Raw genomic sequence first — 23,708 nt, 5'->3', positions numbered from 1 at the left:
CGCCGCCGATCACGGCCTCGGCACCGTCGGCAACCGGCGCGTGCTAGCGACCCAGGAAACGCGGCTTGCGCTTCTCGCTGAAGGCGGCGATCCCCTCCTGATAGTCCTGGCTGTCGTAGACGATCCGCCGCAGCCCCTGGATCCGTTCGAACAGTTCCGGCGTGATCGAGCGCGCGCTCGACAGCAGCCGCAACTCCTCCTTCATGACCGAGATGCTCAGCGGCGAATTGGCGACGATGCTCTCGGCGAGGCCATGAACGAAGGATTCGATTTCATCCGCCGGCCGGACATAATTGACGACACCCAGGTTCAAGGCCTGCGAGACGGGAATTGGTTGTGCGGTGAAGAGCATCTCCTTGGCCACCGGCAGCGGGATCATGTTCATCACGGTCAGCAGCCCGCCAAGGTTGTAAGGAACGCCGAGCTTGGCCGGGGTGATGGCAAACGTCGCCTCCGGCGTCGCCACCAGGATGTCGCAGCCCATGGCGACTTCGCAGGCACCGCCCCAGACTCCGCCTTCGATCAGGGCAAGCACCGGCGCCGGGAACTCCTGAATGGCGCGGATCAGCACGCGCAGGGGGTCGCTCCAGCCAAGCGGGTCGCGACCGCCGCTGGGTAGCTCGCTGACGTCGTGGCCGGCCGACCAGACCTTGGTTCCGGCAGGCGCGCGCAGCACCACGGCGCGGATCGCCTGCTCGCGGAAGCCGTCGAGCGCGGTGGTGATTTCGCCGATCAGCGCTTCGCTGAGGGCGTTGCGTTTTGCCACATGGTTCATCACGATCGTGCCGATCGCGTTCTGGGTTTCGGTAATGATCAGGGACACCTGGTTCTCCTCGGGTTCGCTGCGCTACTCGGCGCGCAAGCATGAGCGTACGGCCCGATGGTAGCATGGTCGCCGCGCGACGCATCCGCGGCGCAGCGACCACCAGAAAGCAAAGTCCCTGGACAGTTACGCCAACTCGACCTGCGCGCCCAGTTCGACGACGCGGTTCGGCGGAATCTTGAAGAAGGCCGTCGCCGGATCGGCGTTGCGGAACATCCAGGTGAAGAGAATCTGGCGCCAGTACGCCATGCGCGCGCGCCGGGAAATCGGCATCGTGACGACCGTCTCGCGGCCGAGGAAAAACGACGTTTCCATCATCTCGAAGCGCAGCCCCAGCCCGGCGCACATGTCCATGACCTGCGGCACGTTGGGGTCGTCCTTGAAGCCGTAGCGGACAAACACCCGATGAAATCCGGCAGCTAGCGCCTCGACGCGCACGCGCTCGTCCTCCGGCACATGCGGAACGTCTTCCGAGGCGACATGCAGCAGCACCACCCGCTCGTGCAACACCTTGTTGTGGTAGAGGTTGTGAAGCAGCGCGCGCGGCACACCCTCCGGGCTGGCGGTCAGGAAGACGCCGGTGCCGCCGACACGGTGCGGTCCACCGTCAGCGAGGCTGGCAATGAACGCGTCGAGGGGTATCGAGTCCTGCTGCAGTTTCTCATAGAGCAGTCGGCGGCCGAGCCTCCAGGTCGACAGCAGCGCAAACACCGAGAAGCCCAGCACCAGCGGAAACCAGCCACCATCGAGGATCTTGATGACGTTGGCCGAGAAGAAGGCAAAATCGACGACGACGAAGAACACCAGGAACAGCGCCGCACGCGGCCAACTCCACTTCCACAGCGCACGCACGACGACGAAGGCGAGAATCGTGTCGATCATCATCGTCAGCGTGACGGCGATGCCGTACGCCGACGCCAGGTTCGACGACGAGCGAAAACCGAGGACGACGATGATCACCGTCAGCAGCAGCAGCCAGTTTATGTTGGGGACGTATATCTGGCCCTTTTCCCGTTCCGAGGTGAAGTTGACCCGGATACGCGGACAATACCCCAGTTGCATGGCCTGGCTGGTCAGCGAAAAGGCGCCGGAAATGACGGCCTGCGAGGCAATCACGGTGGCAATGGTCGCCAGGACGACGAGCGGAATCAGCAGGATTTCACTGGGTACCAGCAGGAAGAAGGGATTCTGGATCGCCGTCGGATCGTCGAGGATCAGCGCGCCCTGACCGAGGTAGTTGAGGTAGAGCAGCGGGAAGACGAAGGAGAACCAGGCCCACTTGATCGCACGTCGACCGAAATGCCCCATGTCGGCGTACAGCGCCTCGCCACCGGTGATCGCCAGCACCACTGAACCGAGGGCCAGGAAGGCCATCCCCTGGTGCCCGATGCCGAACGATACGGCGTACCAGGGGTTGATCGCGGCCAGTACGGACGGATGCTGGATCACGTTCCACAGGCCGAGCAGGCCGAGGGTCGCGAACCAGAACATCATCACCGGGCCGAACAGCGCACCGACCGCTGCGGTGCCGTGCCGCTGAAAAACGAACAGCACGATCAGGATGGCGACGGTAATCGGCAGCACGTAGGGCTTGAGCAGCGGCGTCGCCACTTCGAGTCCCTCGACCGCCGAAAGGACCGACATCGCCGGCGTGATCACCGCATCGCCGTAAAAAAGCGCGGCGCCGAAGATCCCCAGCGCCGACATCATCCAGAGGACTCGCGGCGAAGCATTGGCGGTGCGCAGAGCCAGCGCCGTCAGCGCCATGATGCCGCCCTCGCCCTTGTTGTCGGCCTTGGTGATGAAGAGGACGTATTTCAGCGACACCGTGATCGTCAACGCCCAGAAGACCAGCGACAGGATCCCCAGCACGTTCTCCGGGGTGACCGCCAACGGGTGATGGCCACCAAACACTTCCTTCATGGTGTACAGCGGACTGGTCCCGATGTCGCCAAAGACGACGCCCATTGCCGCCAGCGCGGTGGCGGCCAGACCCGAGTGCTCACCGTGCGCCTCAATTGCTGCGCTCATTTTCCCTCCCCACCATTGTTGATCGAGCCCTTCACGCCAGCCTGCGTCAGCCGTGACGGCGGATTGTGCCGAACATCAGCCGTGGTCGATCAGAGCACCCCAGGCGAGGTTTTGCCGCCGATTCGGCTGACTGTTGCGGCGCAGCAATCAGCGCGAAATTATAGGACGAATGCGAACCCGCAACACGGAACAAGGGGCTTTCAGCCCAACGGGGCCTCGTCGCATCGCCTGCCGATTCGGTCGACTGTCCGCCCGCCGGCTATCAGCCCGCTGCCGTTCCGTTCGCGGCCGTGCAAGGCGCCACGTTCTCCCAGGCGACCACTATTCCCGCCTCGCCCTCCCGACAGGCGAAAGACGCGTCGACGCCCATGCCACCGACCCAGATCAGCCGATCATCCGACCACAGGAGCGGCAAACGCACACGCTCCCACGGTGGCACGCCGGCCTCCTGCAGCAGGTTGGCGAGCGTCCGCCGCGGTCGGCGCGCGTCGACCTGCAAGCGCTCGCCGCCCTGCCGGCAGCGCAGGCAGACGCGCGTGCCGGCCAGCAGGCGGCGGCTGACACCGGCGCCGACGGTGGGAACGAAGGAGACCCACAGATCCCCCCACGCCAGACGCGCCTCGCCGAGCCAGAAAATGGCTCCCGCAGGAAGCGGCGGACGCCGAGCGCAGACGTACAGCTGGCGCCGATACACGTTGACCTCGCCGTCCGGCGTCGCGATGCAGGTCTGCGAGTCGCTGCCGACCGTCGCGAGTTGGCGCAGCGCCTCGTCGAGCCAGCGCGCTTCCGGCGCGCGCCAGCCGGCTGCCGACAGTTCGTTGCGCAAGAGATTGCGCGCGCGCGCCGGCGGCAGGGCATTGAAACGAAGAAGATCGATTCGCCCGCCTGCCGCGACGACGGTCGCCCGATCGGCCTGTGCCAGTTCGTCGAGCAGCGCCGCCGCCTCGGCAAAGTGGCCGGCGGCGCGCGCCAGCGTCCGCGCAGCGGCCGGAAAAGCCTCCTCGATGCGCGGCAGCACGGCCTGGCGCAAGTGGCTGCGGCGATAGCGGCAATCGGCGTTGCTCTCGTCTTCGACCCAGACCAGCGAATTCTCGGCGGCGTAGCCGGCGATCAGCGTTCGCGGCACGTCGAGCAGCGGCCGGATCAGGCGTGGCCCGCCGGCCTGCGACCGCTCGGCGGGCATGCCGGCGGCTCCCGCGACCCCGGCCCCGCGCAACAGGCGAAAGAGGACCGTTTCGGCCTGATCGTCCTGATGGTGCGCCAGCGCCAGCCAGTCTGCACAACAACCGGCAAACACACGATGGCGCGCCCGACGGGCGGCGGCCTCGATACCCTCACCGTCGTCGCGCGGCACCTCGACATGGACGATGTCGAGCGGCACGCCCAATTGTCGGCAGAACTCGGTACAGAAACCGGCCCAGGTACCGGCGTTGGCACTCAGGCCGTGATCGACGTGGATGGCGGCAAGGGCGCCAACAAGGCCCCGTACACGCAGGCCATCGAGCGCATGCAGCAGGACGACCGAGTCGCGCCCACCGGAAAGGCCGACGCACAAACGTTCGCCCGGTGCCAGGCGGGCTGCGAGAAATGCCGAAAGCGTATGCTGGAGCCGACTGCTCGCCGTCTCCGGCGCGATCTCAGGGCAAGGGCTGCTCTTTGAACCGGCCATAAGCCATCAGGCGATCGAGGCGCGCCTGCAGCAGTTCGCCGGTCGGTAGCGCAGAGAGCTTCTGCAGGGATTCCCGCAGCGCCTTCCCGAGGTTTTTTGCCATCGCCGGATGATCGCGATGCGCGCCGCCGGTCGGCTCATTGACGATCCGGTCGACCAGGCCGAGGGATTTCAGGCGCGGCGCGGTAATGCCCATGATCTCGGCCGCCTCGCTCGCCTTCTCGGCACTTTTCCAGAGAATCGACGCACAGCCTTCCGGCGAGATGACCGAGTAGGTCGAATACTGAAGCATCTGCAGGACGTCGCCGACACCGATCGCCAGTGCCCCCCCCGACCCGCCCTCACCGATGATGGTGACGATGATCGGCACCTTCAACTCGGCCATCACATATAGATTCCGGCCGATCGCCTCGGACTGACCGCGTTCTTCGGCATCGATTCCGGGATACGCACCGGGGGTGTCGATGAAGGTCATCACCGGAATGGCGAACTTCTCGGCCAGTCGCATCAGGCGCAGGGCCTTGCGGTAGCCCTCGGGACGCGGCATGCCGAAGTTGCGGAAGATCTTTTCCTTGGTGTCACGCCCTTTCTGGTGGCCGATCACCATCACCGGGTCGCCGTTGAATCGCGCCAGGCCACCGACGATCGCGTGATCGTCGGCAAAGGCGCGGTCGCCGTGCAGTTCCTCGAAGTCGGTAAACAGGAGGCGCAGGTAATCGAGCGTGTAAGGCCGCTGCGGATGGCGAGCCACCTGGGAAACCTGCCAGGCGGTGAGCTTGGCGTAGATTTCCCGGGTTTGCGTCTGGCCCTTCTTCTCGAGGCGGCTGATTTCATCGGCGATGTCGAGCGCCGAATCGTCCTGCGCCAGGCGCAAGGCTTCGATCTTGCCTTCGAGGTCGGCGATCGGCTGTTCAAAATCGAGAAAGGTGTTTTTCATCAAGGCTGACCGTGTTTGCAGGCGGGCTGTTTCGAGAGCGCGCCATTCTAACCCGAAAGGCCGCTCCTGCGCCCGGCCGCAGCGACGACGCTGGCTGGGTCAGTACTCGACGGGAACCGGATCGAGGCTTCGCCAGAGATACCAGGTGGCCACCGAACGCCAGGGGCGCCAGCGCTCACCGTGCTCGGCGAGGAGGCGTCGCGGCGGCCGCTCGCCGCCGTGGTAATGAATCCCCACGGCGCGCTGCAAGCCGATATCGTCGAGCGGAAAGACGTCGGGACGCAGCTGATTGAAGATCAGAAACATCTCCGCCGTCCACACGCCGACGCCGCGCACCGCCGTCAACTCGGCGATGATCTCCGCATCACGCATCGACGCCCAGTGGCTGACGTGGATCTCCCCCCCAGCGAAGCGCCGGGCCAGATCGATCACATACTCGACCTTGCGTACCGACAGACCACAACGGCGCAGCGCTTCCGGCTCGCAGGCCAGGAGTGCGGTCGCCGCGGGTACCGGCAGGACCGCCAGGAGGCGTCCCCAGACGCTGTCTGCGGCTTTCACGGAGATCTGCTGACCGACGATCGAGCGCAGCAGCGTCACGAAGGGGTCGCCGCGCGATACCAGCGCCGTACCGGCAAAGCGCTCGACGAACCCGGCGAGAACCGGGTCGCTCTGTGCGAGTTCGGCGGAGGCCTGTTGCCAGTAAGCGGGAGTCACGGCGAGCCTCGGCAGGGACGACCAGCGAGATGGTGGCTCCGAGTCGCCATCGCGGGAGATACCCGGGCGCCCTGCCGTCCGGGCAGGTCGAGCAGGCGCGGCGCCTCGCTCAGGCCTTCTTCCGATCCTTGTCCCGGGCCTTTTCCTTGGCCTTGCGGCGACTCGCGTCCACCTCGGGCGGACGATAGACGAGAACCGGAATGCTCGAGTGCGTCAGCACCCGGTAGGTCTCACTGCCCAGCAGCAGCGAGGACAGACCGCCGCGGCCGTGCTTCGACATGAAGATGAGGTCGCAGTTGTTGTCCTCGGCAACGTTGACGATGGCCTCCCAGGGCGTATCGCTGACCACCGACAGCGCGGTGCACTCGACGCCGGCTTCCTTGCAGAGCTTCTTGACGAAACCCAGATACTCCTTGGACTTCCCTTCCGACCCCGAAACCAGTCGTTCCAGGACGGCTGGCTCGACCAGATCGCCATAGTTGTCCGCGTTCCCGACCGGCCTTGCGTACAAGGCGGTGACGCTGGCGTTGGCCGCCTTGGCAAAAGCGACCGCGCGTTCAGCGGTCTCGCGCGAGAGTTGGCTGCCATCCGTTGGCAACAGGATATGCTGGAACATTTTTTGTTCTCCCCCAATGGTTGGCGCCACCTGTGACCCTCTGGCGCGCCCGTTATGATAAACCCAATTGCTGCAGCTACCGCGACGCGCGCAGGAATCAGGGTGGCTCCGGCCGGCGGACCAGCAGCCACCTCGCCAGATGCTCCTCCCGACGGGCAGGCTGGGGCGGAAAGACCGCTGCGGCCACGCGCCCATCCACACCCCGACGCTGCATTTGCAGTACCCGAGCGTGATGGCCTAGTCCTGCATGGCCATCAGTTCCTTGTCCGAGTAGCGTAGTCTCAGGGCGAGCACCTTGGCTACCGCCTCGACCAAGTGGCAGGCAAGACGCTTGTGCTCTTCTCTGAGTTTTTCGAACTGCTCCCGCTGCAAGACGTAGAGCTCGGTATCGGCAAGGGCGGTGGCATCGTTGAAGCGGGTCATCTGCGACAGGAAAGCCATGCCGCCGAAAAAGTCGCCGCGCCCGTAGGTCAGCGCGTGATGCCCTACGGTTTCCCCCTGCGCTGGCAGGGTGATACGGACGGCGCCCTTGCGGATCAGGTACAGCTCGTTGCCGGGGTCGCCAAACGAATACACTCTCTCGTCCTTGTTGATCGAACGTCGCTCGAGGCAGGCCTCGAGGTCGATCAAGGTTTCCTCCTTGTGATCGCTGAACAGCTCGAGATCGTTGAGTTCCAGCGCCGCGACCTCGGCCTCCACCGCCGGGCCCTGGCCAAGAATCTGGTCTTCGATCCATTCGACAGCGTCATCGAGTTCGGGAAACACCTTGACATGCTCGGTCATCGTCGTGAGTTCCATCTGGTCGAAGAACTCGGCGATGTTGCGGCCATTCGGCAAGCTGTGTGACAAGTTACTGAAGATCAGGAAGGCATCGCGTTCGATCAACGAATCCCTGATCTGGCTCAACAGATGTACCGCCGTGACGTCGACCGACTGCACCCGCCGCATGTCGAGGACGATGTAGGTGCGGCGGGCGAGTTCGGGTTCCAGCGCCGTGTACAACTGGTCCTTGGTCCCGAAGAAGAGGCTGCCCTGCAGTTCCAGGATCGCCGTCTCGCTTCCCCGCTTCTCGAGCAGCTCCATTTCATGGCGCAGGCGCACCCGCTTCGAGAACCGGCTGGCGCCGTCGATCTTGCGGCGAATCACCGTACTGCTCAACTGCTCGCGGATGAACAGGAACATCGCCAGGGCGATCCCGACTCCCGATGCGGCGATCAGACTGTAGCCAACCGCCACGGCGACTACCGCAACGATGACGATGAAGTCGAAGAGGGTCCACGGCGACTCCAGGAGATGCAGGCTGTGGCGGTCGATCATGCGGATCCCGACGACGATCAGGATGCCGGCGAGCGCACCCACCGGAATCCACGCGATGAACGTTCCCAGCGCCAGGAAGGCGATCAGCGAGAGGACGCCCTCGATGACCCCGGAGACGCGCGTCTGGCCGCCACTCGCCAGATTGACCAGCGTCGCGCCCATCTGACCGGCCCCCGGCATGCCGCCGGCACACGCCGAAGCGACATTGCCCAGACCCTGGGCAACCAGTTCGCGGTTGGAATCGTGGCGGCCGCGGGTCAGGGCGTCGAGAACGACGGCGGTCTTCAGAGTGTCGATCGACAACAACACGGCCAGCGTAAACGCCGTTCCCAGCAGGCTGGCGATCTGGCTCAGCTTGAGCTCGCCGATTTCGCTCCAGCGACCGGTGATCGCCGCGAGCATGCTGGACGCCGTGCCGCCCAGTGGTCCGATGATCAACTTGTTGCCTTCGCTGACCAGCAGTTGCTCATCGACCCCATAGGCCAGCCCGAAGTAGGTGAGCACCCCGGCCAGCAGGCCGAGAATCGCCGCCGGCACCACCCGTGTCACCAGCGGTGCGCCTAGCATGACCGCCGCCGTCACGGCGCCGATGACCGCGCTCTGCCACTGCCACAGCTCCGGCGAGATCAGGGCCCGCCACCAGGATGTGCCGCCGGGAGCGCCGAGGAACTTGGGGATTTGACTGCCGATGATGATCAGACCGACGCCGGTGAGATAGCCGCTGACCACCGGAAACGGGATGTACTTGATCAGGCTGCCGATCCCCATGAAACCGAGGAACAACTGCACCAACCCGGAGACCAGGCCAAGGGCAGTCAACATCAGGACAATCGACGCCGGCGCCACGCCGTGCTGCACCAACTCGATGGCAAAGGCCGAGAGAACCGCCGCTGCCGGTGCACAGGGCGCCGTGATCAGGCGATTGGTGCCGCCCAGCGCCGGTGCCACCAGACCCAGCGCGGTCGCCCCGAGAATCCCCGCCAACGCCCCCAGGCCGGCGTAAGCCGGGCCAATCGAGGCATAGATCGTCACCCCAAAGGCAATCGCCGAAGGCAGGGCGACCAGCATCGCCGCCAGTCCTCCCCAGAAATCGCCGACCAACTTGTCGTTCCTGAACTTCATCGTCAGTTCCACAGTCCCCCCTCTCTCTTCAGTCTTCAGACGACATCAGCATCTCCCGGCGGAGCACCCGCTGCCATGAAGCCCGACCGGCCCCAAGCGCATCCCGGGATTGCAGGAAGCGACCCGCGCCGCCGACCGCCCCGGGGTATCCACTCCGCGACGCGGCAACTCGACCACCGCCCTTCCCCTGCCGGGCGGCCCGTGGACGAAATGAAACGCGGCCTTGTCGCAAGGCCGCGTCCGGCTGCCCACCCGCGCCAATGGCGCAGGCTATCGACCCGTCAGTTCTCAGTGCGAATCCCTGCCACCCACACCGGACGTGGCGTCCATACGGCCGCTCCGGACTTCCCGGTCGATGGACTCGGCGTAGTCCGCAACACGGTCGATTTCCTCGATGAGCTGCGCCAGCGGCAGTTGGCTTTCCACGTCCAGAACCTCATCGGTGAAGATCTTCCTGATCAGTTGCGACGACAGCCGGTCGGCCTGGCCCTCGTACCAGGTGACGCTCCGCTCGGCATGGCCAGGCTTCGCCGGCTCGGCCCACGGCATGCTTGCTCGGCAGTCGTCTACCAGCGCATCGACGGCGGCGCAAACCTCGTCGGCAAGTTCCTGTACCTCCGGAACCAGATGCGCGGGGACGCGGCGGCCAGGCCCGGAAAAGCCGGACTCGATCGCGAAACCGGTGACTTGCCGCTTCATGTCCTTGAGCAGACGACCGACGCCGGTAAGCGGGTCCATCAGTTCGGCCAGCAGCCCGCCGACAGGTGTCTGGGTCGGGACAGCCATCTCGATCTCCTGCTGCATGTCGTCGAGCCTGCGCAGCTGTTCGGAGATCCGCTTGGCTTGTTGCCAGCACGCGCCATCGGGGCCGTTGGCGAGGTAGACATCGACCGCTGACCGGAAGATGGTCGTCGCGTCGTCAATGGCATCCAGATAGCTGTCCAGATCGCTCTCGCCCGGCCTCGACATGGCGGGCCTCGGCGCCACGTGCATTTGAGTTTCCACAATGACTTCTCCTGCTTGATGAAAAAAACCGGATGCGGGCCAGCCTGGGCGGGACTGCCCGGTGCTGCCAGCTCCTGTATTGGTTGGCACGGTCTTCATGTCAGCCGGCAACGCAGCGATGCGCTAGCGCCCACTGGCGCTCATCGGTTCTCGCCGCCCACTCGCACGCCGCGCCGGACAATCGCTGCGACCACTTCTTCAATATGGTTCCTGCCCCGGCAAGTTCCTGGGCAACGTCGTTCAGATAGCCATAGAGCTCGGCGAACCAGAAGGTCGCCTCACCGGCACGCGCACCCGGCGCGCCAACGACACCGCCTGTCGGCCGCGACAAATCCCGGCACTCGACGGCCAGCAATTCCTGCAGGGCCAACACCCGATAGCTGCCAAGCACGTGCCTGCTCGCGATCGCATCATCGGCATCCGACTCCGCGGTCGGCGAGCCATTCGCCAGCCGACCGTAGCCATGCTGCAGGCTCTCGGCCGCCGCCTGAACCACCGCCAGCATGCGGCGACTCACTTCGGCAGGAACGGCACGCAACTGCTGGCACCCACGAGCCGCCTGGAATAGCCGAACGGCCGCGCGGTTCAGGAGTTCGATCGTTCCGCGGACATCCTCGACGCCGGAACTCGTCTCAAGCAGCGAACGCGCGGCCGTCTGGTGGCGTCGCTGGAGTTCCTCACAGCGCTGTTCCAGTTCGAGCAGGCGAACAGAATGCGCGGACTCCCTGCCCTGCACGATCTCGCCCACCATTCTGGCCACGCCCACCACCATGCCGGCCTGCTTGCCGATCATCGTCAGGAAGTCCGGCAAATCGACAGCGCCTGGCAACGGCTGGGCGGCGCGGAGCACCACTTGCGAAACGGGGAGGAGTGTCACGGTATTCACCTGTTGTCTGCGGCAATGATCGCTGGTCGAATCGTCATCTGAAGCAACTCCTCGCCACTGAACCGATCGAGAATTGGCTTCCGGGCTGGGCCAGTCGCGGAGGCAGTTCTCTGCTGGTTTTCTTTAAGCAGTAAGCGTGCCATCTGGGGATCGCCAACACTCTGCCAATAAAATCAGCGTGCTAGGCGAGCAACTCCAGGCTCCCGCGCCTTTGCTGGGGTGCAACAAAATGTGCGCCGCCGCCGCCCCGGAGGCCGGCGACAAGCCACATTTCTTCGTTATACCATGGCCTTACGTCAAAATCACGGAATTGGCAGCGAAACACAGCACGTTACACCGCGATGAGTGACGGCTGCCGGACAAAGCCGGCAGCCGCGCACGCAGGCCCCGCGCGTCGCCCCGAGCCGCCGCCGGGCCGCGGCAAACGCCAGGCGCCGGCCAGCGGCTGGTCGCCGCGAGCCGCCAGGCGTGTCGCTTGTCAAATCAGAGGATGCTGCGGCAGGAGAGCCGCGAGTGCGCGGATGCGCGAATGCACGTATGCACACAGTGGGCGTCCGCGGCCTGCACAGAGCACGCCGAACCAGGCGCTCGGCACACGCACCCGCCCTGCCCCTCGGCCAACCGGAATGGCTGGCCAAGGCGAAAAATTGGCAGGCAGGCGAGCGCCGCTTGACTCAGCAGACCGTGGCGCGAAGCGCCAGGACGCCACGCCATTCCTGGCGGGCTGCCGACTGTGGTGTCACTGATTGCGCCACGGTACCGCATGCCCGTGGAAGTCGTTCAGGGCAACTGTTACGTCCCGCGATATCTGGAACTCTTCAACCCGAGCCATTCGAGGTTGAGATGATGGCAAAGTCCCACGCTGACGCCGGAAGAAGAGGTTCCGGCGTCAGCGTGGGACGAGAGGGCTAGAAGGGCTCGCCTGGAGGTATTCTCCAAGGGGCTTCGGGATCGTAGAGGTTCATCTGACGGCTGCGGTGGCGGCGAAGCTGGACGAGGTAGCGGGCCTCACAAGCAGCGGCGAGTTGGTGAAGGAACTCGCTGATCGCCGCCGCACTTTCGTCGGAGAGGCCGTCGGGGAAGAGGGAGTGAGGGCGGCGTTTCATCGCAACTCCTCGATAGCCGCTTGCAGCAGATCGTCGGGCAAATGATTGAGTGCGCGCGGCACCGCCAGACGCATGGCGGTGCGCAGGATGCGCCCGGCGTGGCGCGGCAGGCCCTTGCTGGCTTGGCGCAGGAGTTCCAGGCCGGAATCGGTGAGCAGGGTATGCGCACACCCGGCGCTCTTGAGGGCATGGCCGACGAGTTGCGCAAAGCGCTCGCGTTCGAGCACCGGTCGCAGATGCACGCGTGCCTGGATGCGGCCGGCGAGTGCGGCGTAAGACGCCCGTTCGAGGGTTTGGGCGAGGATCGGGTGACCGACCAGCCAGACAGTGATGAGATCGCGCGAATCGAAGGCGAAGTTGAGAAAAGCGGGGAAATCGCGGAAGAATTCGGGTGGCAGATTCTGCGCCTCGTCGAGGATCCAGACCGGCAGAAGTTGCTTGGCGTCGGCCAGATGATGGATATGCGCCTTGATGTCGCGCCACAGTTGGGCGCGACGATAACTCGGCTGAAGGCCGAGGGATTGGGCCAGGCACCGGTAAAGGTCTGCCCGTCCGAAATCGGTCTCGGCATGGTAGATGACTTGGTAGCGATGCGGATTGAGCTTGGCGGTCACGAGGCGCAAGGCGGCCGTCTTGCCCACGCCGGCCTCGCCGGTCAGCAGGCCGAGGCCCGGCGATTGCAGAAGCCACTGGAAGCGCTCGGCGAGTTGCGCCAGCGCACCGTCATCCCACAGCTCGGCGGCGTCCTTGCCCAGAGGCGGATGGCGCAGACCAAAGTGTTGCAGATACATCTTCAGTCTCCTTTGCGGTCGTAATACTGACGATAGGTGAGTTCGATCAGATTCGGGCCAGACGGCGAGGCGGGAGCGGCGTCTGTCGGGTCGGATTTATTTCGTTGGCGATCGAGATTGCCCAGGGCATCGAGCGGGGTCGCGGCGCCGATCCCCTTGCCGTGCTCGTCCTCGACCTCGATGACCGCCCCGCTATGCGGATCGACGACCAGACACACCGTCTTGCCGGAGAGTTCGAAAGGCACTTCGAAGCGCGCCCCCTGATACGACACCGTGCCATCCTTCCTGACTCGACGGCTGACGCGATACCGGAACAAGGCATCGAGCTGCGCGGCCAGCGCTCCCAGCGAACGAATCTTCGACAAATCCTGCTGGTAGCGCGCGAGCGGCGTCATCCCGTCGAGGCCGGCATGCGGCGTATGGTGATAGACCCGCTCCAGCCAGGCCCAGAGACGCGCATTGAGGTCCTCGAAACTGTTGATGTGGCGCTCGTCGAGTTCCGACAGGAACTGGTCGCGGCAGGTCCGGTGCCAGCGCTCCAACTTGCCCTTGCCCTCGGGCGCATAGGGCCGGCAATAGATCAGGTGAATGCCCAGGCGGGCGCAGATCCCCTGCAGGGTCTCAGCGCGGTAGGCCGCGCCGTTATCGACGACGAGCTTGATCGGGATGCCTCGCTTCAGCAGCGCCTGCTTGAGCACCCCTTCGATGTCGAGCGCCGTTTCGCCGGGGCAGAAAGCGCTGTGAGCCACCAGACGTGAGGCATCGTCGAACAGCGAGACGAGATACCCCTTGACGAGCTTGCCCTCGTGAGGCACGCGGGGACCGTGCATCACATCGCCATACCAGATGGCGCCCGCGGAAGCGGCGACGAAGCTGCGCTTCTCCTCGGGCAGGCTGGCCGAGCCGCTGATCCGCGACAGGCCGTGCTGTTGCAGCAGCCGGTGGACCGTCGAGCGCGACAGGCTGCCGCGAGCCACCGTTCCGGTGGCTTCGAGCAACTGGCGAATCTGACGGATCGAGCGGCGCGGGTTGTCGCGCTTCGCGGCAAGGATCGCGGTCTGAATGGCTTGCGATAGCTTCGATTGCCCGCGGTCGATACGGGTCTTGGGTGTCAGGCCATCGATGCCCTGGGCAAGGTAAGTGTAATACCAGCCCTGAATCGTCTTCTCGGCAACATGGCGCCGACGCGTGCCGGGAATGGTGTATTCGCGCTCGGCCAGGGCGCGGATGGTCTGCTGCAATTCGCCGTGATCCAGCCGTTCCCGGCTGGTCAGCGAACCCAGGACGGACAGGCGAAACAAGGCGATCGGATTGATTCGATTCATGACGACTCCTCGGGGTGAATGGGAGTCGTCATCAAAACAAAAGGGCCGAAATAATGCCACGAGCAAACTGTGTGGGGACCCCGCCCGGGCGGGGTCCCCACCGTCCGCCACTCGCTCGGTGTCAGGAAATCATGGGACGCTCATCTCTTGATCGAGCCAGAACATGGCCCGCGGCAGACCCAGGCTGTTGAACACCTGGTGCCAAAAGCCGTGCGTGTCAACGGCCCGGCCGAGTTCGGCAAAGCGCACGCGCAGGTGAAACACAAAGTCCTTTCCCCGCTCCTGCAACCAGTTCCACCAGCGCGCGCCCGTGTGCCGGTCAGGTGGACCGCCGGGGTGCTCTGCCGCGCCGTTCAGCCGCTGCTGCAGGACTTGCTGTTGCACCGACCAGTCATACCAGCGTCGCGGTGCGATACATTCCGGCAGGCGCGAACACGTGCGTCGGCATCCGGCACAACGGTAGCGAAGGATGGGGATCGGGTTGAGCCGTGGCGGCACGGCTCGGCGGTCGGCCTTTCGCTCATAGTGACCATGCTGATGGACCACTCCCAGCCCGCAGTGCGGGCACGACTTCGGTCGATACACTTCAGCGGCCTTTTGAGTCGTCTCAACGTGCTGCTCAAGCGTGGTGATGCCGGCTACAATTCGTTGCATGGGCTGGGCTCTTTTCTATCTCGGTCGTCTCGATAACTTCCCACGATAGCAGAGGTGTTCCAGCCCTTCTCCGTCCTTCTTCATTCCGCCTTCGCTCAGGAGATCCTTCGATCTTCCTGCTCAAAGTACGCGCGATATTCAAAGCCCTTCAATCCCGTTTAGGGGCGGACGTAACAGCAACAACGAACTCGGGCAGGAGTGAGTCGGTCTGGCCAGCCAGCCAGCAGCGAAGGACATCGCCGTGCTCGCCGGGAAGCGCCTCGGTAATCAATTCGGAGGCCACCGCCAGATCATTCAGTCGCCCGAGCAGTTCCTGCAGGCCGCTTGCCGCCACGTGGTAGTGGCGGAGGAGCTCGCCGGGGAACAGCGGCGCGAAGAACTCGAGCGCGTAGCGCAGGCGCTTGTAGGCGACGCGCAGGCTGTGGCGAGCCGTGGCGTCGCCCTGCAGGGCCTCGTCCGCCAGATGCCTGACCTGTTTGGCGCGCTTGTCGAGACAGCGCGGGGCAAAAGCATCGACCCGGCGCGCCTCGCCCTCGACGGGGAGAGCCAAGACGGCCGCCGTGAATTCGAGCAGCAGACGCGAATAGTCGACCGACTTGAGCGCGCTACGGGCGGCCTGACGGTTGATCGTGCAGCGCCGGCGCGCGTAGTGCGACAGGCGGTCGACCTCGCCACATGCAGGAAAGGCGGCGGCGATCGCCGGCAGGGTGTCGCCCACGAAGACATCCCAGTTGCGCGTCTCACCGAGTTGCCTGGCCAGCGTCTGCCAGAGCGGATCGAAGTTGCTCACGAATTCCTCCGGGAGCAGAGGCTTCCAGACGCGAATTGCTGAACGCAGGCGGCGTATGGCGACGCGTGCCTGATGGACGAACTCCGGATTGTCGCTCTCGCGCACCCCTTGCTCATTGCTCTGCAGGTGCCTTACGCAGGAGCGTGCAATGGTACGAAAGGCGCCAATCGCCGTCATCTCGGCGTCGATGACCACCGGCGGCGCCTTGACCACCTGCAAGGACTGCTCCGACAACACGCGATAGCCGCGCTGCGACAGGCTGGTGGTCTCCGGGTGCAGCGACAGATCGCTCTGCAACTCGCCGGCGGCCGAAAACAGGTCGGCAACGCCGCCTGACAGCAGTTCCAGGCCAAGTTCGCAAATCGGCTGGCGCCGGCCCTCGGCCTCGATCCAACCACGGTCCAGAGCCAGTTCGATGCGCACCCCTGCGCGGGGTTCCAACAGCCAGGCGCTGCGCGTAACGCTGGTCGTGAATGCCGGCCGCAGATCCTCGCGTACCGACTCCAACCACTGCCGCAAGCCATGATCGGCGACATGTGAGAAGTCGAGTTCCCCCGGCGCCCCGGCAAGCGGCCATTCGCGATGCCCCGCCTGCCTGATCCCAGACTGGGCCAGCCGGCTGACCGATGACAGGCGCGTGGAACCTCGCTTCCGATCGCTCACCACGACACTCTCGCGCTGCAGCCGCAGATCGGGGGTGTCGTAGTAGGTACTGGTGACCTTTTCGCGCATCGGCTTGGCATCGGTCAGCAGCGGGTGCCTGGCCAGCCGGCTGGCGACGCCTGGGGTGAGTGAAAGATTGAGTGCGGTTTCGATGCCCATCTGTAAGCTCCTGAGGATTGGACTGACATTCCAGCCACGTCAAAAGGCCCTTGAGAAAACTGCCGTAAATCGCAGACCGGCGTCTGTAGGCCCCGTTTCCTAGAGAAAAGCAGCAATCGTGCCACACTCAAGATGTCACAAATACTCGTTATAAATCAACATTGCTAGTGCTCCTACCGAGACGTTGTCCGATTGCCTGCCGGGTGCAACAAAATGCACTCGGGAAGGTCGCCGAGCTGCCTTGGCGACCTTCATCTGCCATGCGAAACAGTTACTTAGCACGCCGGAACGAGGCCTCACGGAATCGGAAAACGTTACACCTGGCGGCCACTGAAGGGGCGCCGAGTCGTGTCGGCAACGGCCGGTCGACGCCAGCCGCTGGGGGCTCAACGCGTGCTGGCGGCGCCATGGGGGCGCCGTGCTGACGCCAACGGCGGGAGGGCTGGCAAGGCTGTGAAAACGGGGTGCAATGCTCCCGGCAGGCGGCGCGCGCGCCAGCCCGACCGGGACGGAAGCGGCCACGGGATTCGCACGCTGGCAAGGCTGCCGCGTTCGCTCCCGCGAGCCGGATCACAACGGCAAGGGGGATGCCTCAGCAGAGCTTGACGACGATGTCCAGCAGCGTGCTGTTGCAGACGTTAAGGCGGTCGCCGGCGCCTCTCAGTTCGTTATAGATTTCCTTGCGGCGAAAGATGTTGTGGAAATCGGTATCCTGAAAAAGCTCCGCCAGTGCGCGGCGGTGGGTTCTCGTCAGGTTGCGGACGGCCTTGTCGGCCTTTTCCGCATCGGCGCGACCCAGTTTCGGATCGCTCCCCAGGCGGCCATAGCCCGCGGAAACCGCCTCGACCCCGGACTTCAGGTGTACGGCCATCTCCAGGCAATACTTGTCGGGCTTCAGGGCCAGTACGGCGGAATCCATCTCGACGACGATCGACTTGCAACTATTGATGATCTCGTCGAGATTGATGATCGCCCGGTGCAGGTCTTCACGATCGATCGGCGTCGAGAAGGCCTCGTTGAGCAGCGTCAGGTTGCGGATCTTGAGCCGGTCACCCTCGTACTCGGCCTCGACGATCTTCTTCGCGGCCTGCGAACTGTCAGCGCCCATGTACTCGGCGAGCAGACCGGCACTGACGTCCACGTGCGCACTCTGCTCGGCCAGCAGCGCGAAGAAATTCGGTACTTTCGGGAAGACCCGATGCAGGATGCGGCGAGTGATGGAGGTTTTTGCGACGCTTACGTTCGACATGATTAGGCCTTTCCGAGAAAGAGATTGACGAGAGCGAATGTCTGGATGGCAACCAGTGCCGAGCCGGGAATGGTGATGACCCAGGTGATGGCGATGTCCTTCGCCTTTTTCCAACGGACGGCGTTCGGTCGCTCGGAAGCGCCGATGCCCATGATCGACGTGGCGACGACGTGGGTTGTCGATACGGGAGCACCGATCACCGATGCCGTCAGGATGACGATCGCCGAAGTCAGTTGGGAACTCAGTGCGTGGATTGGCCGCACTCGGTAGATCGCGAAGCCGAGCGTGCGCACGATCCGCCAGCCACCCGAGAGGATGCCGAGGGTGATCGCCGTGGCGCAGGCCAGCATCACCCAGAACGGGACTTCGAACGTCGGGATGAAACCGCCCAACAGCAGGGCCAGCGTCAGCATGCCCATGCTCTTCTGCGCATCGTTGGCGCCATGCGAGAAAGCCAGACCGGCGGCCGTGACGAACTGCGCGTAGCGCAGCCCGGTATTGGCCGACGGCTTGGCGGCAAAGAGCAGGACCTGCATCAACCGCAGGATCAGGAAACCCGCCCAGAAACCGATCAGTGGCGAAAGGATCAGGGCGGCCAGCACCTTCATGATTCCGGTCATCTGGCCGTGCATCAGTTGCGAGAAACCCCAGACGACGTTGTCCGGTCCGGCAGACACGACCACAGCGCCAATCAGTCCGCCGACCAGAGCGTGCGACGAAGACGAAGGGATACCGAAATACCAGGTCGCCAGATTCCAGACGATGGCGCCGACCAGCCCACTGATCAGGATGGCCAGCGAAAGAACGGCCTGCACATCGCCCAGGGTGACAAACTTGCCGATGGTATTGGCGACTGCCGTGCCGCCGAGCAGGGGCCCGAGGAACTCGAAGGTGCCGACGATGATCACCGCCTGTATGGGCGTCATCGCCCGCGAGGCAATGATCGTCGCGACGATGTTGGCCGCGTCATGGAAGCCATTGGTATAGTCGAAAAAGAGGACGATGGCGACAGTCGCGATCGTCAGTATCAGTAATGTGCTCATCAAGCGGCCCTGTGGTTGTTGTAATGGGTGGCAGCGCGGCTGGCGGGACAATCCGCAAACTGCGAAGTGCGCCTGACCGAATCGCCCCGACTTTCGGTGTGAAGGGGTTTCCGACCCTCGGGATCCTCCTTGTCGATACAGGCTGCTCGGTGCTTGTACAAGCTCGCGGCGAGCACAAGCGGGCCGGTCGAGCAACAGAGGATGCAGCGCAGGGAGCAAGGGCTGTCGCCTGGGTCGCGGGAAGCGGCGCGACAAAGCGGCCGCCGACCACCGGGTCGTGCTGTCGACGGCAAACGACGAAGCTCCGGGGCAACGCCCGACACCCGCCCGTTCATGCAACCCCCGTCAGCAGTCAACCGAAATCCCCCCATTGCCAGCGCCTCGACTGCGGCCCCCATTGCCGCATTCCGATGATCGCTAGTGGCCTGCAGCGGCGGCAGCCGGCGATATCGAGTCTGGTGACGTAAGCATTTTTTGTGCCAAAAGCGCTGACTATGCGCGATAGTCGGGAAATCAGTTCATTACACGGGATTCCAGGCGCCAGAGCAGGCGCCGATGGGGTGTGACAAAACGCACATCCAGACCCCGACGAACCGCCGGATACGGAGTGCTTTCCTTGTTAGACCAGAGGCTTGGCGGCTTTTCCGGGATCGCATCACCGATGCACAACGTTACACCCCGAGGATTCGCCGCTCCCCGGATCGCGGACCGGCGCGCGCCGCAGCGGCGGCCTTTCGCCGCAACCCGCCGGATAGGGGCAGGCGGTGTGCCCGGCTGCCGCCTACGCTTGCAGCGCGCGCCGTGCCAAGCGCCGATTGAGCGCCGGACGCGAGAGCCCGAGCAGGGTGGCGGCAACGCCCTGATTGCCCTTGGCGCGTTTGAGAGCCTCGTTGACCAGCGCCTCCTCGACCTCGTCGAGCGTCGGAAAGCGCCCCGGGATCACCACCGGCAGGCCGTCCTCCGGCTCGCTCGTTGCGTGCTCCGCTCCCGCCTTCTGCTGTTTCTGGATGGCCTGCCGGAAACTGTCCATGGCCAGCACCGAACCACCGCGATGCAGCGCCATGGCGTTGAAGACCATTGCCCGCAGTTCGCGGACATTGCCGGGAAAGTGATAGTTCGAGAGCAGCGTGATCAACTCGTTCGACGGCTCGGGTGCGGGCTTGTTGATCGATGCTGCCGCCTCATCGAGAAAGTGCTGCAAGAGTAGCGGAATGTCTTCCTTGTGCTGGCGCAGCGGCGGCACCTCGATCTGGTGTACCGAGAGGCGAAAAAAGAGATCCGAACGAAACTGGTTCTGGCGCATCATCTGCGCCAGATTGCAGTTGGTCGCGCAGACGACGCGCGCATCGCTCGGGCGCGCGACGTCGGAGCCGAGTGGGAAGTACATGTGTTCCTGGAGAAGGCGCAGCAGCTTGACCTGCGAGGCCATCGAGAGATCGCCGATCTCGTCGAGGAACAGCGTGCCGCCCGCCGCCTGTGCGATGAGCCCTGGCCTGGCCTGGTCGGCGCCGGTGAAAGCACCCTTCTTGTGTCCGAACAGCGTATCCGAAAACAGGGTGTCGTCGAGGCCGGCGACATTGACCTGCACGAACTGCCCGCCCAGGCCGCTGAGCTTGTGCAGGGCGTGCGCGAACATCTCCTTGCCGGCGCCGGTCTCGCCGGAGATCAGCACCGGCTCGGCGGAAACGGCCACCGCCTCGAGGTATTGGAAGAGCGCGCGCATCTTGCGACTGTTGGTGACGATGCCGGCAAACGCCTCGTTGTTCTGCAGGCAGTCGGACAGCAGATAGTGCTTCAGGACGCCCATCTGTCGGCGCAAGGAGTGCACTTCGAGCGCGTGCCGGACGCTCGCGATCAGCCGGCTTTCCTCGACCGGCTTGACGAGGTAGTCGAAAGCGCCCTCCTTCATGCTGCGCACGGCGGTCTCCACATCCTGCGCCGCCGTCATGACGATTACCGGCACCTCCGGATAGAGATGAACGATGTCGGGGAGCAGTTTGTTGCCGGTAATGTGCGGCATGAAGAGGTCGAGCAGAACGGCACTCGCCGGCTGCTCCTCGAGCGCCGGCAGCAGTTCGCGACTGTCGTCCACCATGCGGATCGCCGTCACCCCGGCGCTGCGCAGCACCGCCGCCGAGGCGTGCAGGACCGAGGTGTCGTCATCGACGAGAAAAACGGGAAGACTGGCAAACGGCTTCTCTTTCATTCACTCCTCCTTGCTGACCGGCAAGTCAATGCTCACCGTCGTCCCCAGATCACTGTTCGACTCAAAGCGCAGCACGCCGCCGTGCCTCTCGACGATCGACGACGAGATCGACAGACCCAACCCCGTACCGCCGCTTTCGGCCTTGGTGGTAAAGAAGGGATCGCCAATGCGGACCATCACGTCTTCGCCGATGCCTCTCCCCTGGTCCTCCACCTGGACGACCACCCGGTTGCCAGCCCGGTCGGTCGCAGCGGAAACCCGGACGCCGCGGCTACGTTCAGACAGCGCCTCGAGGGCATTGACGATGACGTTGATGAACACCTGTTCCAACTGCTGCACGTTGCCCCTGACCGCCGGCAGAGCCGCCGGCAAGTCCAGCGAAAACGCGTCGGTGTGCTTGCGGATGCGCGCATCGAGCAGGGTGACCACCGCCTGCAGGATCTTGCCGATGTCGGCCAGTTCATCCATGTGCCCGCGATCCTGCTTGCCCAGGTGCTTCAGATTATCGACGATCTTGCGGATGCGTTTGGCGTTGTCGCCAATGTCGCGCATGCCTCGCGCAATGACCTCGCGCGCCTGCGCGAAGCTCAGCCCGGCCAGCAGAAAGTCGCCCTGCTCCTGCTCATACTCCTCGAGAATCGGCATCGCATCCTGCCAGATGCGGGCCAGCAGCGAGGCATTCGCCAGAATCGCGTGGTTGGGGTTGTTGATTTCGTGCGCGATGCCGGCCGACAGCACGCCCAGCGAGGCCAGGCGCGCGCTGCGGATGGCCTGCCATTGCAGCTTCCGGTTTTCGGTGATGTCGGTGATCACCACCATGGCTGCCATCACCGCGTTGGCCGAACTGATCGGCACCATGCGGACTTCCCACCAGGTGGCGTCGCTCGACGTGTACTGGCAATGGTCTACTCGCCCGCTGGCGAAGACGTGGCGCAGCTTCTTGAGATAGGCGTCGCGGACGTCGGGCGGCAGAATGCGCTCGGAGCGCTTCTCGCCGGAGCCGCCCACCGGATACGGCAGCGGGCGATTGGTGAGCAGAATGTTGGCCTCGGCGTCCACGGTGAAGATGAGATCCGGCGAATGGTTGAACAGGGTGCGCAATTTCGCTTCCGAGTCGCGCAGGGCATCCTCGGCCAGCTTGTGTTCGGTGATGTCCTCGAAAAAGCCGACGATGCGACTCAGTTCGCTGCTCGTTTCGCACACCGGGAAGCCGCAGACGCGCAGCCAGCGCACACCCCGATCGCCAGCCGACACCGGCAGGACGACCGTGAACCGCCGGCCCTCGGCACGCAGCCGGCCGATGGCTTCGACGAGGATGCGCCGGTCGTCGGCGGCAAAGACATCGAGCATCAGCGACGGCGCGGTGCTGCCGAGCTGCGCTCCCGGTCCCGCGATCTGCCGGAAAGCGGGGCCCATGTACTCGAGGCGCGTGGCGTCGGCGTTGGTTGCCCAGAAGACGACATCGACCGTTTCCGCCAACTGGCGAAACAGTTCCTCGCGCTCGTAGATGGTCTGCGTCAGTTGAATCCGCTTGTCCAGTTGCCGGCGACTGTGCACCAGGTAGAAGCTGAGCAGGGCGGTGAACAGGATGCCGCCGACGAGCACCGACCAGTGTGCCTCGGTCAAGGCCTCCGCGCTGCGGAAGGTATGCGTGGCGACACAGGTGATCGACCAGTTCCGGTCGCCGACCGGAATCGTCACCACCAAACGCGGTTGATCTTCATCGTTGGCCGGCAACAGTCCGCTGGCCGTCGGCGAGGCGCCCGGCTCCAGGCGACTCGCGTAGAAGTGGAGGAACTGCGCGTCGCCCTGCGCCGAGTCGTCGCGCACGAGGACCTCAACGCCACGCGGCTCGAGCAGGCTGATGGCGACATGCACCAGTTCCTCGATATCGTAGATGCCGACCACGAAACCCAGGAGTTCAGCCGGCCCACCGGGCGGTACGCCGACGACGGGACGGCCGGAGTTGTCCGGCGCATAGACCGGAAGTGCCGCGTGGATCACGTGCGCAGCATCACCGCGGCCCGCGCGCGGCACTTTCATGCGCGCGCTGACGGCGATATTGCCGCTCTCCCGGGCACGCTGCAGCAGATCCGCCAACTCGCCGGTGGTATTCAGGTCGACACCCTTCCAAACGCCGGAGCCGGCGCGCGACGAGGCGAGCAGCACCGGCATCGGCGAGCGCCGCTCGCCCCCTGAAACTCCCTCGCCCCCTTCCAGCAGCGATGCCGGCGCACTGCCGGTCGGGGCCGGCGAGGCGGCGTCGCCAGTCGGTGGCGAAATCGGCACCCAGAGCAGACTGTCGATGTACGGGCGCCGCTTGAGGATCGCATCGGTAAAGACGAGAAACTCCTTCTCGTCGACGCCCTGCGCCGCGTAGAACAAGCCCCGGATCTCGAGCAGCGCGTCAAGGCCCTGGTCGACCACCGCGCGCACCGACTGGATGCGGTCGCCGGCGGCCCACTGGAATTCCTTGTAGTGGCTGGTCTGCAACTCCTGACGCACGTTCCACGACGACAGACAGGTGAGGAGAATTCCACCGATTGCCACGGCATAAGCGGCGGCAAATTTTCGCAGGTTGTCGAACATGGGCGGCGAT

At 64.6% G+C, this 23,708-nt stretch carries 18 protein-coding genes; all 18 read right to left on the bottom strand.

Translation table 11 applies throughout. From position 1 onward, the window contains the following. Nucleotides 1-43: 43 nt before the first annotated feature. The gene (scpB, locus tag CAP2UW1_RS10440; RefSeq protein WP_015766588.1) at nt 44-823 is read right to left on the bottom strand and encodes a methylmalonyl-CoA decarboxylase; all 780 of its coding nucleotides are present in this window, start codon (nt 821-823) and stop codon (nt 44-46) included. 126 nt (nt 824-949) lie between these two features. Further along, a complete protein-coding gene (locus tag CAP2UW1_RS10435; protein WP_015766587.1) occupies nt 950-2,854 on the bottom strand; it encodes a potassium transporter Kup in 1,905 nt (634 codons plus the stop codon). Nucleotides 2,855-3,116: 262 nt separating this feature from the next. After that, nucleotides 3,117-4,523: a tRNA lysidine(34) synthetase TilS gene (gene tilS, locus CAP2UW1_RS10430; protein WP_015766586.1), complete on the bottom strand. Its 1,407-nt coding sequence runs from the start codon at nt 4,521-4,523 to the stop codon at nt 3,117-3,119. After that, nucleotides 4,492-5,460, bottom strand: coding sequence for an acetyl-CoA carboxylase carboxyltransferase subunit alpha (locus CAP2UW1_RS10425; protein ID WP_015766585.1), 969 nt, complete (start codon nt 5,458-5,460; stop codon nt 4,492-4,494). The genes tilS and CAP2UW1_RS10425 overlap by 32 nt, the downstream gene beginning before the upstream one ends. A gap of 99 nt (nt 5,461-5,559) precedes the next feature. Beyond that, nucleotides 5,560-6,177, bottom strand: a complete 618-nt coding sequence (locus tag CAP2UW1_RS10420; RefSeq protein ID WP_015766584.1) for a DNA-3-methyladenine glycosylase family protein — start codon at nt 6,175-6,177, stop codon at nt 5,560-5,562. A 109-nt stretch (nt 6,178-6,286) separates the two neighbouring features. Continuing rightward, nucleotides 6,287-6,793: a universal stress protein gene (locus tag CAP2UW1_RS10415; protein WP_015766583.1), complete on the bottom strand. Its 507-nt coding sequence runs from the start codon at nt 6,791-6,793 to the stop codon at nt 6,287-6,289. 237 nt (nt 6,794-7,030) lie between these two features. Continuing rightward, nucleotides 7,031-9,232 (bottom strand): SulP family inorganic anion transporter, encoded by a 2,202-nt coding sequence (locus CAP2UW1_RS10410; protein ID WP_015766581.1) that lies wholly within the window; start codon nt 9,230-9,232, stop codon nt 7,031-7,033. A gap of 288 nt (nt 9,233-9,520) precedes the next feature. Further along, nucleotides 9,521-10,201 (bottom strand): hypothetical protein, encoded by a 681-nt coding sequence (locus tag CAP2UW1_RS10405; protein ID WP_015766580.1) that lies wholly within the window; start codon nt 10,199-10,201, stop codon nt 9,521-9,523. A gap of 136 nt (nt 10,202-10,337) precedes the next feature. Further along, on the bottom strand, nt 10,338-11,114 hold the full coding sequence (locus CAP2UW1_RS10400; protein ID WP_015766579.1) for a hypothetical protein: 777 nt from the start codon (nt 11,112-11,114) through the stop codon (nt 10,338-10,340). A 917-nt stretch (nt 11,115-12,031) separates the two neighbouring features. Continuing rightward, complete coding sequence (locus CAP2UW1_RS10395; protein ID WP_012806121.1) at nt 12,032-12,229, bottom strand: hypothetical protein; 198 nt, start codon at nt 12,227-12,229, stop codon at nt 12,032-12,034. Further along, on the bottom strand, nt 12,226-13,020 hold the full coding sequence (locus tag CAP2UW1_RS10390; protein WP_012806122.1) for an ExeA family protein: 795 nt from the start codon (nt 13,018-13,020) through the stop codon (nt 12,226-12,228). Before CAP2UW1_RS10390 ends, CAP2UW1_RS10395 begins: the two co-directional genes overlap by 4 nt. Before the next feature lie 2 nt (nt 13,021-13,022). Continuing rightward, the gene (locus CAP2UW1_RS10385) at nt 13,023-14,345 is read right to left on the bottom strand and encodes a DDE-type integrase/transposase/recombinase (RefSeq protein ID WP_012806985.1); all 1,323 of its coding nucleotides are present in this window, start codon (nt 14,343-14,345) and stop codon (nt 13,023-13,025) included. Between the two features lie 129 nt (nt 14,346-14,474). Further along, nucleotides 14,475-14,999, bottom strand: coding sequence for a DUF6431 domain-containing protein (locus CAP2UW1_RS10380; RefSeq protein ID WP_012806124.1), 525 nt, complete (start codon nt 14,997-14,999; stop codon nt 14,475-14,477). Nucleotides 15,000-15,147: 148 nt separating this feature from the next. After that, nucleotides 15,148-16,611, bottom strand: coding sequence for a CYTH and CHAD domain-containing protein (locus CAP2UW1_RS10375; RefSeq protein ID WP_015766578.1), 1,464 nt, complete (start codon nt 16,609-16,611; stop codon nt 15,148-15,150). A 592-nt stretch (nt 16,612-17,203) separates the two neighbouring features. Further along, nucleotides 17,204-17,860: a DUF47 domain-containing protein gene (locus CAP2UW1_RS10370; RefSeq protein ID WP_015766577.1), complete on the bottom strand. Its 657-nt coding sequence runs from the start codon at nt 17,858-17,860 to the stop codon at nt 17,204-17,206. 2 nt (nt 17,861-17,862) lie between these two features. Then, nucleotides 17,863-18,903 carry an inorganic phosphate transporter gene (locus CAP2UW1_RS10365; protein WP_015766576.1) on the bottom strand — a complete coding sequence of 347 codons (1,041 nt, stop codon included), beginning with the start codon at nt 18,901-18,903 and terminating at the stop codon, nt 17,863-17,865. A 781-nt stretch (nt 18,904-19,684) separates the two neighbouring features. After that, nucleotides 19,685-21,109 carry a sigma-54-dependent transcriptional regulator gene (locus CAP2UW1_RS10360; RefSeq protein WP_015766575.1) on the bottom strand — a complete coding sequence of 475 codons (1,425 nt, stop codon included), beginning with the start codon at nt 21,107-21,109 and terminating at the stop codon, nt 19,685-19,687. Then, a complete protein-coding gene (locus CAP2UW1_RS23695) occupies nt 21,110-23,698 on the bottom strand; it encodes an ATP-binding protein (RefSeq protein WP_015766574.1) in 2,589 nt (862 codons plus the stop codon). Nucleotides 23,699-23,708: the final 10 nt, after the last annotated feature.

Origin of the sequence: Candidatus Accumulibacter phosphatis, from assembly GCF_000024165.1 — a bacterium.
Lineage (GTDB): Bacteria > Pseudomonadota > Gammaproteobacteria > Burkholderiales > Rhodocyclaceae > Accumulibacter > Accumulibacter phosphatis.
Note: the sequence above shows the minus strand (reverse complement) of the source record. Positions and strands in the feature narration are given on the sequence as shown.

Bases quoted from the DNA above. Each gene is read 5' to 3' on its own strand.
- CAP2UW1_RS23695 (WP_015766574.1), bottom strand. From the start codon at position 23,698: ATGTTCGACAACCTGCGAAAATTTGCCGCCGCTTATGCCGTGGCAATC.
- CAP2UW1_RS10385 (WP_012806985.1), bottom strand. From the start codon at position 14,345: ATGAATCGAATCAATCCGATCGCCTTGTTTCGCCTGTCCGTCCTGGGT.
- CAP2UW1_RS10395 (WP_012806121.1), bottom strand. From the start codon at position 12,229: ATGAAACGCCGCCCTCACTCCCTCTTCCCCGACGGCCTCTCCGACGAA.
- CAP2UW1_RS10380 (WP_012806124.1), bottom strand. From the start codon at position 14,999: ATGCAACGAATTGTAGCCGGCATCACCACGCTTGAGCAGCACGTTGAG.
- CAP2UW1_RS10405 (WP_015766580.1), bottom strand. From the start codon at position 10,201: ATGTCGAGGCCGGGCGAGAGCGATCTGGACAGCTATCTGGATGCCATT.
- tilS (WP_015766586.1), bottom strand. From the start codon at position 4,523: ATGGCCGGTTCAAAGAGCAGCCCTTGCCCTGAGATCGCGCCGGAGACG.
- CAP2UW1_RS10435 (WP_015766587.1), bottom strand. From the start codon at position 2,854: ATGAGCGCAGCAATTGAGGCGCACGGTGAGCACTCGGGTCTGGCCGCC.
- CAP2UW1_RS10370 (WP_015766577.1), bottom strand. From the start codon at position 17,860: ATGTCGAACGTAAGCGTCGCAAAAACCTCCATCACTCGCCGCATCCTG.
- CAP2UW1_RS10360 (WP_015766575.1), bottom strand. From the start codon at position 21,109: ATGAAAGAGAAGCCGTTTGCCAGTCTTCCCGTTTTTCTCGTCGATGAC.
- CAP2UW1_RS10425 (WP_015766585.1), bottom strand. From the start codon at position 5,460: ATGAAAAACACCTTTCTCGATTTTGAACAGCCGATCGCCGACCTCGAA.
- CAP2UW1_RS10390 (WP_012806122.1), bottom strand. From the start codon at position 13,020: ATGTATCTGCAACACTTTGGTCTGCGCCATCCGCCTCTGGGCAAGGAC.
- CAP2UW1_RS10410 (WP_015766581.1), bottom strand. From the start codon at position 9,232: ATGAAGTTCAGGAACGACAAGTTGGTCGGCGATTTCTGGGGAGGACTG.
- CAP2UW1_RS10415 (WP_015766583.1), bottom strand. From the start codon at position 6,793: ATGTTCCAGCATATCCTGTTGCCAACGGATGGCAGCCAACTCTCGCGC.
- CAP2UW1_RS10365 (WP_015766576.1), bottom strand. From the start codon at position 18,903: ATGAGCACATTACTGATACTGACGATCGCGACTGTCGCCATCGTCCTC.
- CAP2UW1_RS10375 (WP_015766578.1), bottom strand. From the start codon at position 16,611: ATGGGCATCGAAACCGCACTCAATCTTTCACTCACCCCAGGCGTCGCC.